Origin of the sequence: Afipia birgiae 34632 (genome assembly GCF_000308295.2) — a bacterium.
Classification (GTDB): domain Bacteria; phylum Pseudomonadota; class Alphaproteobacteria; order Rhizobiales; family Xanthobacteraceae; genus Afipia; species Afipia birgiae.
Window position 1 is genome coordinate 2,077,816 of sequence record NZ_HG326652.1, and the last position, 12,660, is coordinate 2,090,475.

The window sequence follows — 12,660 nt, forward strand, 5'->3', positions numbered from 1 at the left end:
GCATAAAGTTAATCGACCAATTAACAAAAGCAAAATGATCAGGGAGAGACTGCAGATGGCTGCACCTTCGCGCGCCTTGCCGGTGCCAACACCCGAAACCCAGCACTTTTGGGATGGCACACAGTCAGGGGAACTTCGTCTGCAGCGCTGCGACGATTGCTCGAACGTCTATTTTCCGCCGCGCCCGTTCTGCCCGTCCTGTGCCTCGCGCAAGGTCAGCGTGTTCAAGGCCAGCGGCAAGGGCAAGCTCTACAGCTATGTGATCAATCACCGTCCCGCCGCGCCGGGATTCACGCCGCCTTATGCCATCGCCGTCGTCGAACTCGATGAAGGTCCGCGGATGATGAGCAATATCCTCGATTGCCCGCAGACGCCCGAGGCACTCGTGCTCGATATGAAGCTCGAAGTCGCATTCGAGAAGGTCAGCGACAAGATTACCCTTTCCCAGTTCCGCCCGGCGAAGGGTTAAAACCATGCGCAGAAATCAAGTTGCCGTCGTTGGTGCGGCAGAAACCACCAAGCTTGGCGTCATTCCCGACATGTCGCAGATCCAGTTGCACGCGGACGCCGCGCTGAACGCGCTGGCGGATGCGGGACTGAAGCTGTCGGACATCGACGGCATCGCCACCGCAGTCGAAACGCCACAGCAACTCGCACATTACCTCGGCATCACGCCGACATGGGTTGACGGAACGTCCGTCGGCGGCTGCTCGTTCATGCTGCACGTTCGCCACGCCGCGGCAGCGATCGAGGCAGGTCTGTGCAAGACGGTGCTCATCACCCATGCCGAGAGCGGAAAGTCGATGATCGGTAAGCTGCCGCGCTCGATTCCGGCGGACAGCCTGCAAGGCCAGTTCGAGGCGCCGTTCGGCGTCTACGGCCCGCCCAGCATGTTTCCGATTCCCGTCCTGCGTTACATGAGGACCTACGGCATCACCCACGAGCAGATCGCGATGGTGTCGGTGGTTCAACGCGAATGGGCCGCGAAGAACCCGCGCGCCATGATGAAGGATCCGATCACCGTCGAGGATGTGCTCAACTCGCGGATGATCGCCTATCCGTTCCGCATCCTGCAATGCTGCCTCGTCACCGACGGTGGCGGCGCACTGATCCTGACCAGCGCCGACCGCGCCAAGGATTTCCCGCAAAAGCCGGTCTATATCCTCGGCACCGGCGAGAGCGTCGAAACGCCGATGGTCAGCCAGATGGAGACCTTCAACTCATCCCGCGCGTTCAAGGTGGCGGGCCCGACCGCGTTCCGCGAGGCCGGCATCGCGCACAAGGATGTCGATCACCTGATGATCTACGACGCCTTCGCGCACCTGCCGCTGTTCGGCCTCGGCGATCTCGGCTTCATGCCGCATGAAGAAACCGGCAAGTTCATCGCCGACCGCAAGACCGCCATCGGCGGCAAACTGCCGATGAACACCAATGGCGGCGGCCTCAGCTACATGCATTCCGGCATGTACGGAATGTACGCCCTGCAGGAAAGCGTGCGGCAGATGCGCGGCATCGCACCGGCGCAGGTGCCGGGCGCGAAGATCTCGGTCTGCCACGGCGTCGGCGGGATGTTCGCCGCCAGCGGCACCATCATTTTCACCAACGAACGCTGACAGCGAAAAACAGGAGCTAAATCATGTCGAACAAGAAATCGCTGGACGGCAAGGTCATCATCGTCACCGGCGCGGGCCGCGGCATCGGCCGCGAGATCGCGCTCCTCGCAGCCGCCGAGGGCGCCAAGGTCGTGGTCAACGATCCCGGCGTTGCTGCCGACGGATCGGGCACCAATGCTGCACCCGCCGAGGAGGTCGTCGAGGAAATCAAGAAGCGCGGCGGCACGGCCGTCGCCAACTTCGAAACGGTTGCCGAAGCCATCCCCGCCAGCAAGATCATCAAGCAGGCCGTCGACACCTACGGCAAGCTGGACGGCGTCGTGAACAACGCCGGCATCCTGCGCGACGCGATCTTCCATCGCATGAGCGTCGAGGCGTTCGAGTCGGTCATCAAGGTCCACCTGATGGGTTCATTCTACACCTCGCACGCCGCCGCCCGTATTTTCCGTGAGCAGGAGAGCGGCGCGTTCGTGCACTTCACTTCAACCTCCGGCCTGATCGGAAATTTCGGCCAGGCGAATTACGCCGCCGCAAAGCTCGGCATCGTCGGCCTGTCGAAGTCGATCGCACTTGACATGGAGCGCTTCAACGTGCGCTCCAACTGCGTATCTCCGTTCGCGTGGAGCCGCCTGATCGGCACCATTCCAACCGAGACCGAGGAAGAGAAGGCCCGCGTGGCCCGCATGCAGCAGATGGGACCGGAGAAGATCGCGCCGCTGTCCACGTTCCTGCTGGGCGACGCCGCCAAGGACGTGACCGGGCAGATCTTCGCGGTCCGCATGAACGAAATCTTCCTGATGGGTCAGTCGCGCCCATTGCGTTCGATCCACCGCGCCGAAGGCTGGACACCGCAGACCATTGCCGAACACGGCATGCCCGCGCTGAAGTCGTCATTCTACAAGCTCGACCGTTCCGCCGACATCTTCTCGTGGGACGCGATCTAAGGCGCAGTTCTATCCATCGTCATTGCGAGGAACGCTTGCGACGAAGCAATCCAGACCTCTTTAATCGTTCTGGATTGCTTCGCTCGCAATGACGATAGTCTAATCTCTATTTAAAGGACCCATGCCGCCCCTGTCCGCTGGCGAAGCGTGTGGCTCCTTCAAGCGTTTCGCCAGATGCGATGATGCCGAGACCACCCTGCATCTCGTCGTTGATCGCGTCCTCTTCTTCGAGATCCCATTGGCGCAGCGCCGAGCGCTTGTCGTTGCGCAGGCAGCCTTGCGGAAAGCGCGACAGCTCCCGCGCCAGCGCGATGGCATGCACCCGCGCCTCGCCCTTCGGCACAAGGCGGTTCGCGATCCCGATATCGAACGCCTCCCTCGCATCCACTGGACGTCCCGTGAGAATCAGATCCATCGCACGCGAGTGCCCGATCAGCCGCGGCAGGCGAATGGTGCCGAGATCGATCAACGGCACGCCGAAGCGGCGACAGAAAATGCCGAAGGTCGCGCCTTCACCCACTACGCGCATGTCCGCCCACAGCGCCAGCTCCATCCCGCCGGCCACAGCATGGCCTTCGACCGCCGCGATCACCGGTTTGCTGAGGCGCAGACGGCTCGGCCCCATCGGCGCGATGCTGTCGTGACCGCCAAGCTCGCGTTTCTTCTCGCGATCGCCGAGCGCAACGGTTTTCAGATCGGCCCCCGCGCAGAACGCGCCGCCGGTCCCGGTGAACACCGCAACGGAAGAATTCGGATCGGCATCGAAGGCGCGGAAGGCATCGAACAGGCGGCGCGCTGTTGCGCCATCGACGGCGTTCTTGCGCTCCGGCCGGTTGATGGAAACGATGGTAACGGGACCTTCGTGCTCGACAAGAATGGTGTCAGTCTCGGTCATCGATACCTCCCGTTGTTTTGATTGTCAGCCGCTGTTGCGCAGCCCCGCCGAAATACCGTTGATGGTAAGCTGAATGCCGCGCAGCACCTGTTCGTCGGTGCTTAGCGCCCGATGCGCCTGGAGCAGTTCAACCTGCACGTGATTGAGCGGGTCGAGATAGGGAAAGCGGTTGCGGATCGAGCGTTCGAGGAGAGGATTTCCCTGCAACAGTCGGTCGTGACCCATGATCGTCAGCAGCGTTTCGATGGAGTCATGCCACTCGGTGCGAATGCGGCCGAAGATGGTGCTGCGCAGCTTCTCATCCGGGACAAGGTCCGCATAACGCGACGCGATGGCGATGCTGCTCTTTGACAGCACCATGTCCATGTTCGACAGCAGCGTTTGAAAGAACGGCCACTCGCGGTAAAGCTCCTGAAGGAACGCGATGCCCTTGTCCGGATGCTGTTTGACCCACGCATCGACCGCGCTACCGAAGCCATACCATCCTGGGAGCATGAGGCGGCATTGCGCCCAACTGAACACCCAGGGGATCGCACGCAGGTCTTCGATCTTGCGGGTCTTGGTGCGCGAGGCCGGACGGCTGCCGATATTGAGCGTCGAGATTTCCGAAATGACGGTAGACGCCCAGAAGTAGTCCTCGAAACCCTCCGTTTCATAAACAAGGTTGCGATAGGCCGCATAAGCAAGGTTGGAGAGCTCCTCCATCGCGGCGATGTATTCGTCGCGCGGCGCGGAATGCTTCGGTTGCAACAGACTGGCTTCCAGCGTCGCAGCCGCAAGAATTTCAAGATTATGGCGACCGACATCGGCGTTGGAGTACTTGCTGGAGATGATTTCGCCCTGTTCGGTGATGCGGATCTGTCCGTTCACCGCCCCGCCCGGTTGCGCCAGAATCGCATCGTAGCTGGGCCCGCCGCCGCGACCGACCGACCCGCCGCGGCCGTGGAACAGGCGCAAACGCACGCCATGGCGCTCGAACACTTCAATCAGGCTGATCTCGGCCTTATACAGTTCCCAACCCGACGTGACGAAACCGCCATCCTTGTTGCTGTCCGAATAACCGAGCATCACTTCCTGAACGCTGCCGCGACTGTCAACGAGGCGGCGGTACTCCGGCAGCGCGAAAAGGCTGTCCATGATTTGCGCGCACTGCCGCAAGTCATCGATGGTCTCGAACAGCGGAACGATGTTGAGGCGGCCGGTGCCATCCGGAGCGACCAGTCCCGCCTCCTTCAGCAGCACCGCGACCTCAAGCAGATCAGACGCGCCCTCGGTCATCGAGATGATGCATTGAGGGATGACTGCGCCGCCGAACGTCGCATGCGCTTCTGCCGCTGCACGCAACACGGCAAGCTCCTTGATCGTCTCCTCACCATAAGCAACGAATGGCGACGCCAATGGACGCGCAGTAGTCAGTTCGCGGGACAACAATGCGATCCGCGCATCCTCCGGCAATTCCCGATAGTTCGTGCCGGGCGCTACCGCCTCAAAGAGCTCCGCAAGCGTGCGCTCATGCACGGCAGAATTTTGCCGCATATCGAGTGCGGCGAGATGGAATCCGAAACAATCCACCGCGCGGCGCAGGTGCCGCAGCCGTCCCCGTGCGATCACCAGCGAATTATTGGCCACCAGCGAGGCATGCAGCACGTCGAGGTCACGCGCCAGTTCGTCCGGACCGGCATAAGCCTCGGCATTTCCCACCGGAGGCCGGCTGGTCTCGATCTTGAGCTTTAGTGCAGTCGCCGCCAGGCGCGCGTAAATGCCGGACACCGCCAGCCGGTAAGGTTCACCGCTCCGGTGCGGCGACGGGTCAGGCGACTGCTGCGCCAGCGCGCGCAACTCAGGCGACACGTCTGCGAGATGAGTAGCCAGCGACAGCTCACCGCCAAGCTCGTGCAATTCGGCGAGATAGAAACGAAGCACGCGCGTGCTCTGCATCTGCAGTGTCCCGCGCATCACCTCGGCGGTGACAAAGGGATTGCCGTCGCGGTCCCCGCCGATCCAGCTTCCCATCTTGAGGAACGTCGCAAGCTCTGGTGCATCCTGTGCATCGGCAGCGCTGCCGCCCTCCTCAGCCAGCCGGTCCTCCAGTGAACAATGCAGCCGCGGCACCTCGCGCAGGAACGTATAGTCGTAGAACGACAGGCCGTTGGCGACCTCGTCCAGCACCGTCAGCTTGGTCCGGCGCAGCAGATTGGTCTGCCACAGCGTGACCACGGCGCGGCGCAGCTGTTCATCGCTCGCCACGATTTCGTCGGCGGTCATCTGGGTGCGCTCGCGGATGTTGAGCACCTCCGCAATTTCCATTTCGCGGTCGATCGTGCTCTTACGGCGGACTTCAGTCGGATGCGCGGTCAGAACCGGACTGACCTGAGCCTTTGCAAAGAAAGCCCGCAGCGCATCGGCGTTGATCCCGGCATCCTTTGCACGTGTCAATGCACGCGACAGCGTCCCGGGACGCGAAGCAGTTCCCGCCATATCCTGCGCCCGCCGCTGGCGGATGTTGTTTTGGTCTTCGGCGATATTGGCAAGATGCGAAAAATAACTGAACGCACGCACGATGCGGACGGTTTCGGCAATCGACATGCCGTCGAGAATGGTCTCGAGTTCGCGGCGCGCCGGCTTGTCGTCATCGCGATGGAAACGGATCGAGGTTTGCCGGATGCGCTCGACCAGATCGAAGACGTCAGCCCCCTCCTGATCGCGCACCGTATCGCCGAGAATACGCCCAAGCCGCCGGATGTCGGCGCGCAGCAGCGCATCGTCATCGGATAACGAAACATCGCCATCCCGGAGCCGGGTGTCACGGGTTCTGGACGAGAATGCCTCGGACGACATGGATGATCCATTTGCGCGAAGAATGACCGGTGCTCCTCCAGTCGCAATTTTTGCACAATGGCGCAAGCACAGGAATGCTCTTGTCCGGTGAATTTTAGTCAACAGGTCCGGCAAGAGTCTTGTGATGCCGCATGCTTCTCGCAAGAAACGGCAACCGTTTCGCCTGAAAATACGCTAGATATTTCGTCCGGCTCGTTCCCAGTACGGATCGCGCAGCCGCCGCTTGAAAATCTTGCCAGAATCCTCACGCGGAAGATTTTTCTGAACGTCGATGTGCTTGGGCACCTTGTAGCCGGCCAGCGAAAGCTTGAGCTGTTCGCGAATCGAGGCGACATCGAGCCTTGCTCCCGGCTGGGGTTCGACCACCGCCATCAGCGCCTCGCCGAACTCTTCGTCGGGAATGCCGAACACGGCGCAGTCCTGCACGCCGGAAAACCCATGCAGCACGGCCTCGATCTCGGCCGGATAAATGTTGACGCCACCAGAGATCACCATGTCGCGCTTGCGGTCACAGATGAACACATAACCGTCGGCATCGATGTAACCGACATCGCCGCTGGTGATGAAACCATCGCGATCGATCTCGGCGCGCTTCTCGGGCTTGTTGTGATAGGTAAAGTCCGGGTTGGCCGCGATGCGCGAGTAGATTTCGCCGATCTCACCCTGCGGCAAAATCCGTCCGTCGTCGCCGATGAACCGCAGTTCTGCGCCGGGCGAGATCTTGCCCACCGTGCCGGGTTTCTTCAGCGCATCTTCTGAACTGGCGAACGTGACCGCTCCGGATTCGGTGCTGCCGTAAAATTCATAAATCACCGGACCGAACCACTCGATCATCGCCCGCTTGACGTCGGCCGGGCACGGCGCGGCAGCATGGATAATGTGGCGCAGCGATGAGACGTCGTAGGACTTGCGCACGTGCTCAGGCAGCTTCAGGAGCCGCGTGAACATCGTCGGCACCATAAAGACGTTATCGATCTTCTGCTGATCGATGATCCGCAAGAACTCTTCGGCGTCGAAACGTGGCATGATCACCAACAGATCACAGAGCCGTCCGGCGCGCAGGCCGAACGCATTGGGCGCTGAGTGATACAGCGGACCCGGGAGCAGCGCGCGAATACCGGGTTTTAGCCCGTAAATAAGCGCACGCATCGCTTCCATTGATGCGCTTTGCTCCGGTGTGGGCGCATAGCGCTTGACGCCTTTGGGATGTCCGGTGGTCCCGGACGTATAGATCATGTTTTGCGGCTGCGGCAGAGCGGGCCCGTCGTATGGCCTTTGTTCTGCGAGCCAGGTGTCGAAATCGATGGTGCCACGCGCAGCCAAGGAAAGCGCGGGATCAATCCGGTTGGCCGCGACGATTTCCGGCGGAGCCGGCAGACTGAGCATGGTGACGTCAGCGGAAACCACGCCATCGAGCCCGTGGAGCAGACCGGCATGACCGATCAGCGCGCGTGCGCCGGAATCGCCCATGACATAGGCGACTTCGTCCGACTTGAAATGCCAGTTGATCGGAACCGCATAGGCTCCGAGCGACATCACGGCATAAGCCGACTCCAGAAACGCAATGTCGTTGCGCATCAGGATTCCCGCGCTATCGCCCTGCTTGACGCCAAGCGCCGCGAGCCCGCCCGCAATCAGGCGCGCCCGCTCGTTGACCTCATCGCGCGTTTTGCGGCGGTCACCGCTGACGATTCCCGTCGCACGTTCAACCGAAGCTGACATCCCTGGGCCCGCTTAATTCGAGCCATCAGCAAATTTCGGCGCACGCTTTTCGATGTTGGCGCGCACCGCCTCGGTCTGGTTGGGCGATCCCATGAGCTTCATTTGCTCGACCGATTCCGCCAGCAGCGCCGGTCCGGGATTGCTGGTCGACAGGCTGTTCAGCATCCGCTTGATGGCGCGGATGGCATCCGGGCTCTTGCCGGCGATGTCGCGCGCGGTTTCCAGCGCAACCGAACGGGGATCGTCGCAGATCCGCGTCGCAAGGCCGTAGCTCATGGCCTCCTGCGCGGAGAAAATCCGGCCGGTGAACGTCAGATCGCGCAGGATATCGTCGCGAACCAGACTGGCTAGAATGGGTGTTCCCGCCATATCGGGTACCAGTCCCCATTTGATTTCCATGATCGACATGCGCGCGTCCGGCGCGAGGAACCGCATGTCAGCGCCGAGCGCGAGCTGGAAGCCGCCGCCGAACGCAACGCCGTGAACGGCCGCGATTACGGGCACAGGCAATTGCCGCCAGCCCCAGACTGCCTGCTGCGAATGGTTGGTGAGGCCGTGCGTACGCTTGGCGCGATCACGCAGATCGCTGCCACCGTCACCCATTGCGGCAAAGCGCCCCATATCGAGACCTGCGCAAAACGCGCGGCCTTCGCCGGACAGCACAACCGCGCGCAGCCCCTTTTCATTCTTGAGCCTTGCCGCCGTGTCGACCAGCGCATTGAACATTGCCGCATCCAGCGCGTTCATCTTGTCAGCGCGGACCAGGCGAACGTCGGCCACCCCCTCCGACATCGAAACCGTAATGCGATCGCTGGTGGTGGACATGGCATTCTCTCCCTGATTGTTTTTGATCTCTTCTCTTTACAGAGTTAGCCCACCCTGTTTTAATTAATCAACTAACTAATCAACAAATTCCATCAGGGCAGGATTGCACCATGTTCACAGATCGTCTTCTCGCAGGCCGCAAAATCCTCGTGACCGGCGGCGGCACCGGTCTCGGCAAGGCCATGGCGGCGAAGTTTCTCAGCCTCGGCGCGGAAATCCACATCTGCGGCCGCCGCAAAGGCGTTTGCGAGGAGACCGCCGCCGAATTGATGAAATTGCACGGCGGCAAGGTCACGGCGCATGGCGTCGACATTCGCGATTCCGCCGCCGTCGGTGCGATGATCGAGGAAGTATTCAAGGACGGGCCCCTCACCGACCTCATCAATAACGCGGCCGGAAATTTCATTTCACGAACGCAGGATCTTTCGCCGCGCGGCTTCGATGCAGTCGCCAACATCGTGATGCACGGAACGTTCTATGTCACGCATGCAGTCGGCAAGCGCTGGATCGCTGGTGGTCACTGCGGCAATGTCGTCTCCATCACGGTGACATGGGTACGCAATGGGAGCCCCTACGTGGTTCCTTCAGCCATGAGCAAGTCAGCGATCCATGCCATGACTATGTCGCTCGCTGCCGAATGGGGCCGTTACGGCATCCGGCTCAACACCATTGCCCCTGGCGAAATTCCAACGGAAGGCATGAGCAAGCGCATCAAGCCTGGCGACGAAGCCGGCGCCCGCACGATTGCCATGAATCCGATGGGCCGCGTTGGTCACATGAGCGAACTTGAGAACCTTGCGACATTTTTGATTTCCGGCGGCTGCGACTGGATCAATGGCGAAACCATCGCGATGGATGGTGCGCAGGCGCTGGCCATGGGCGGCAACTTCTACCAATTGCGCGACTGGAAGGATTCCGATTGGAGCGCAGCACGCGACGCCATCATGGCGCAAAACGAGAAGGACAAGGCGAAGCGCGTTTAGGCGCTTGCCGCGTCCATTCTCACAAAAAATCAAAACAGGGAGAAACTGAATGCGTTTGATGAAACCGCTAAGCGTCGCCGTTGCAGCAGGATTACTGGTCGCAGCAATCGGAAGCGCCATGGCCCAGAAAAAATACGATACCGGCGCAACCGATACCGAAATCAAGATCGGCAACATCATTCCGTACAGCGGCCCCGCTTCCGCCTATGGCGTCGTCGGCAAGGCGATGGAAGGCTACTTCAAGAAGATCAATGATGAAGGCGGCATCAACGGACGCAAGGTCAACTTCATTTCCTATGACGACGCCTACAGCCCGCCGAAAGCGGTCGAGCAGACCCGCAAGTTGGTCGAAAGCGACGAAGTGCTGCTGGTGTTCGGCGCGCTCGGCACGCCTTCGAACTCCGCAATTCAGAAATACATGAATGCAAAAAAGACGCCGCACCTCTTCCTCGCGACGGGCGCGACCAAGTGGAACGATCCAAAGGCGTTCCCGTGGACCATGGGCTGGCTGCCAAGCTATCAGAGCGAAGGCCGCATCTATGCGAAGTATCTCCTCAAGGAGAAACCCGATGCCAAGATCGCCGTGCTCTATCAGAACGACGATTTCGGCAAGGACTACCTGAAGGGCATTCAGGACGGTCTCGGCGCCAAGAAGTCCATGATCGTGGCGGAAGAAAGCTACGAGCTTTCGGAGCCAACCATCGATTCCCACATCGTCAAGCTGAAGTCGCTGAACCCCGACGTCCTCGTCATTTTCACGACGCCCAAGTTCGGCGCGCAGACCATCAAGAAGGTCGGCGAACTCGGCTGGAAGCCCACGATGATCATCGCCAACGTCAGCGCATCGACGGCGACGGTCATGAAGCCCGCGGGTTTCGATAACGCCCAGGGCGTCATTTCCGCCGCCTACGCCAAGGATGCATCCGATCCGCAGTGGACCAGCGATCCCGGCATGAAAGAATTCAAGGCGTTTCACGCCAAATATGTGCCTGAGACCAATGTCGCGGACAGTTCCGTCCTCACCGGCTACAACATGGCGCAGACCATGGCCGCGGTGCTGAAACAATGCGGCGACGATCTCACCCGCGCCAACGTCATGAAGCAGGCCGCCAGCATCAAGGCGCTCCAGCAAGGTGGCTTGCTGCCCGGCGTCTTGATCAGCACCAGCACCACGGACTTCTCGCCCATCGAGCAGTTGCAATTGATGCGATTCAAGGGCGAGCGCTGGGAGCTGTTCGGCGGCGTCCTTGATGGCGAAGCCGGCGGCGAGCGCTAAGACACCATGCGCTTTGCGCTGATGTGACTTGAGTTGAGCGGGGCGAATATCGGTTAATTTCGCCTCGCCATTCGAACGCCTCCCGTTATATTGGCCCCAAGAAACCAATAAACGGGAGGCGATTTCGTGGGATCCAGTGAAGAACTCGTGCGGGCGACGGCCTGCGACATTGTCGAACGGCTGCGCAAAAACGACATTACACCCCACGATCTGCTCGACGCGCTGGAAACCCGAATTCAGAAAGTCGACGGTCAGGTCAACGCCCTGCCCACGCTCTGCTTCGACCGGGCCCGCGCCCATGCCGACAGGCTGATGAAGAAGCCCGCCAGCGAGCGCGGCCTCCTCGCCGGTATGCCAGTGCCAATCAAGGATCTGACCGACGTCGCGGGCGTGCTCACCACGCAGGGCTCGCCGATCTTCAAGGACAGCATCGCGACAAAGTCCAACATCGTCGTCGAAAATCTCGAGGCGAATGGCGCAGTGATTTACGCCAAATCCAATACGCCGGAATTCGGCGCCGGCGCCCAGACCTTCAACGAGGTCTTCGGCGCGACGCTCAACCCGTGGAATCTGTCACGCTCGGCATCGGGATCATCCGGTGGCGCTGCGGCCGCGCTCGCAACCGGCACGGCGTGGCTCGCCCATGGCACCGATGTGGGCGGATCGCTGCGCAATCCGGCCAGCTTCTGCGGCGTGGTCGGCATGCGGCCTAGCATCGGCCGGGTCGCGCATTCCCAAGCTGCGAAGATCGACCGGACGCTCAGCGCCGACGGACCCATGGCCCGCAACGTGGAAGATCTCGCGCTGATGCTGGACGCCATGTCCGGCGAGCATCCGGGCGACGCGTTGTCGCTACCCCGGTTGCCGACCTCCTTTCTCGCCGCCGCCCGCTCGGGAGCGAAGCCGAAGCGCATCGCCTACTCCGCCGATCTCGGGATTTCGCCGGTAGATCCGGAGGTTGCCGAGATCACACGTAAGGCCGCACAGCGGTTTGCTGAAGCCGACGTCATCGTCGAGGAAGCCCACCCGGATTTCAGCGAGGCGGTCGCATGCGCCCATGTGCTGCGGGCCTACGACTATGTGCTGACCAAGGGCAAGCTGCTTAAATCGCATCGCGACCAGTTGAAGCCGGAAGTAATCTGGAACATCGAGGAAGGCCTCAAGCTGACGCTGGCCGATATCGAGCGCGCCGAAGCCCAACGCGTCACACTGATGAACCGCGCCCTCGCCTTCTTCGAAACCTACGATCTGCTGCTGTGCCCGACCACCATCGTTGCACCATTTCCGGTCGAGCAGCGTTATCTCGCCGAATGCAACGGCGTTAAGTTCGATAACTATGTCGGCTGGCTCGCCATCGTCTCGGCGATCACGATTGCCTGCTGTCCCGCGATGTCGATTCCCTGTGGATTCACCCGCGAAGGACTGCCGGTCGGGTTGCAAATCGTCGCGGCACCACGCGGCGAGGCCCGCGTGCTGGCGGGCGGAAAACTGCTTGAAACCGTCCTTGGACTGGGAGCCCTCACCCCGATCGATCCGCGGCCGGGGAAGTGATCTTGCAATCAAC

At 61.1% G+C, this 12,660-nt stretch carries 10 protein-coding genes; 6 read left to right on the plus strand and 4 right to left on the minus strand.

Going from position 1 to position 12,660, the window contains the following annotated elements:
• Window positions 1-55 precede the first annotated feature (55 nt).
• The 3 genes from BN32_RS09835 to BN32_RS09845 are packed head-to-tail and all read left to right on the plus strand — an operon-like array spanning window position 56 to window position 2,557.
• The gene (locus BN32_RS09835) at window positions 56-469 is read left to right on the plus strand and encodes a Zn-ribbon domain-containing OB-fold protein (RefSeq protein ID WP_019198009.1); all 414 of its coding nucleotides are present in this window, start codon (window positions 56-58) and stop codon (window positions 467-469) included.
• Window positions 470-473: 4 nt separating this feature from the next.
• Window positions 474-1,613 carry a thiolase C-terminal domain-containing protein gene (locus tag BN32_RS09840; RefSeq protein ID WP_019198010.1) on the plus strand — a complete coding sequence of 380 codons (1,140 nt, stop codon included), beginning with the start codon at window positions 474-476 and terminating at the stop codon, window positions 1,611-1,613.
• A gap of 23 nt (window positions 1,614-1,636) precedes the next feature.
• Window positions 1,637-2,557 carry an SDR family NAD(P)-dependent oxidoreductase gene (locus BN32_RS09845; protein ID WP_019198011.1) on the plus strand — a complete coding sequence of 307 codons (921 nt, stop codon included), beginning with the start codon at window positions 1,637-1,639 and terminating at the stop codon, window positions 2,555-2,557.
• A gap of 106 nt (window positions 2,558-2,663) precedes the next feature.
• Here BN32_RS09845 and BN32_RS09850 read toward each other — a convergent pair whose 3' ends face one another.
• The 4 genes from BN32_RS09850 to BN32_RS09865 all read right to left on the minus strand — a co-directional run bounded on the left by BN32_RS09850 (window position 2,664) and on the right by BN32_RS09865 (window position 8,837).
• Window positions 2,664-3,452, minus strand: coding sequence for a crotonase/enoyl-CoA hydratase family protein (locus BN32_RS09850; RefSeq protein ID WP_019198012.1), 789 nt, complete (start codon window positions 3,450-3,452; stop codon window positions 2,664-2,666).
• 24 nt (window positions 3,453-3,476) lie between these two features.
• Window positions 3,477-6,290, minus strand: coding sequence for a phosphoenolpyruvate carboxylase (gene ppc / locus BN32_RS09855; RefSeq protein ID WP_019198013.1), 2,814 nt, complete (start codon window positions 6,288-6,290; stop codon window positions 3,477-3,479).
• A gap of 174 nt (window positions 6,291-6,464) precedes the next feature.
• Window positions 6,465-8,012 carry an acyl-CoA synthetase gene (locus BN32_RS09860; RefSeq protein WP_019198014.1) on the minus strand — a complete coding sequence of 516 codons (1,548 nt, stop codon included), beginning with the start codon at window positions 8,010-8,012 and terminating at the stop codon, window positions 6,465-6,467.
• Between the two features lie 12 nt (window positions 8,013-8,024).
• A complete protein-coding gene (locus tag BN32_RS09865; protein ID WP_019198015.1) occupies window positions 8,025-8,837 on the minus strand; it encodes a crotonase/enoyl-CoA hydratase family protein in 813 nt (270 codons plus the stop codon).
• Window positions 8,838-8,947: 110 nt separating this feature from the next.
• Here BN32_RS09865 and BN32_RS09870 point away from each other — a divergent pair, with 110 nt between their 5' ends.
• From BN32_RS09870 to BN32_RS09880, 3 genes are all read left to right on the plus strand, one after another.
• Complete coding sequence (locus BN32_RS09870) at window positions 8,948-9,820, plus strand: SDR family oxidoreductase (RefSeq protein ID WP_019198016.1); 873 nt, start codon at window positions 8,948-8,950, stop codon at window positions 9,818-9,820.
• 49 nt (window positions 9,821-9,869) lie between these two features.
• On the plus strand, window positions 9,870-11,096 hold the full coding sequence (locus BN32_RS09875) for an ABC transporter substrate-binding protein (RefSeq protein ID WP_019198017.1): 1,227 nt from the start codon (window positions 9,870-9,872) through the stop codon (window positions 11,094-11,096).
• Between the two features lie 126 nt (window positions 11,097-11,222).
• The gene (locus BN32_RS09880; protein WP_019198018.1) at window positions 11,223-12,647 is read left to right on the plus strand and encodes an amidase; all 1,425 of its coding nucleotides are present in this window, start codon (window positions 11,223-11,225) and stop codon (window positions 12,645-12,647) included.
• Window positions 12,648-12,660: the final 13 nt, after the last annotated feature.

Excerpts from the sequence above, each read along its gene's own strand:
- BN32_RS09865 (WP_019198015.1), bottom strand. The coding sequence starts at position 8,837 with ATGTCCACCACCAGCGATCGCATTACGGTTTCGATGTCGGAGGGGGTG.
- BN32_RS09860 (WP_019198014.1), bottom strand. The coding sequence starts at position 8,012 with ATGTCAGCTTCGGTTGAACGTGCGACGGGAATCGTCAGCGGTGACCGC.
- ppc (WP_019198013.1), bottom strand. The coding sequence starts at position 6,290 with ATGTCGTCCGAGGCATTCTCGTCCAGAACCCGTGACACCCGGCTCCGG.
- BN32_RS09845 (WP_019198011.1), top strand. The coding sequence starts at position 1,637 with ATGTCGAACAAGAAATCGCTGGACGGCAAGGTCATCATCGTCACCGGC.
- BN32_RS09835 (WP_019198009.1), top strand. The coding sequence starts at position 56 with ATGGCTGCACCTTCGCGCGCCTTGCCGGTGCCAACACCCGAAACCCAG.
- BN32_RS09875 (WP_019198017.1), top strand. The coding sequence starts at position 9,870 with ATGCGTTTGATGAAACCGCTAAGCGTCGCCGTTGCAGCAGGATTACTG.
- BN32_RS09850 (WP_019198012.1), bottom strand. The coding sequence starts at position 3,452 with ATGACCGAGACTGACACCATTCTTGTCGAGCACGAAGGTCCCGTTACC.
- BN32_RS09870 (WP_019198016.1), top strand. The coding sequence starts at position 8,948 with ATGTTCACAGATCGTCTTCTCGCAGGCCGCAAAATCCTCGTGACCGGC.
- BN32_RS09840 (WP_019198010.1), top strand. The coding sequence starts at position 474 with ATGCGCAGAAATCAAGTTGCCGTCGTTGGTGCGGCAGAAACCACCAAG.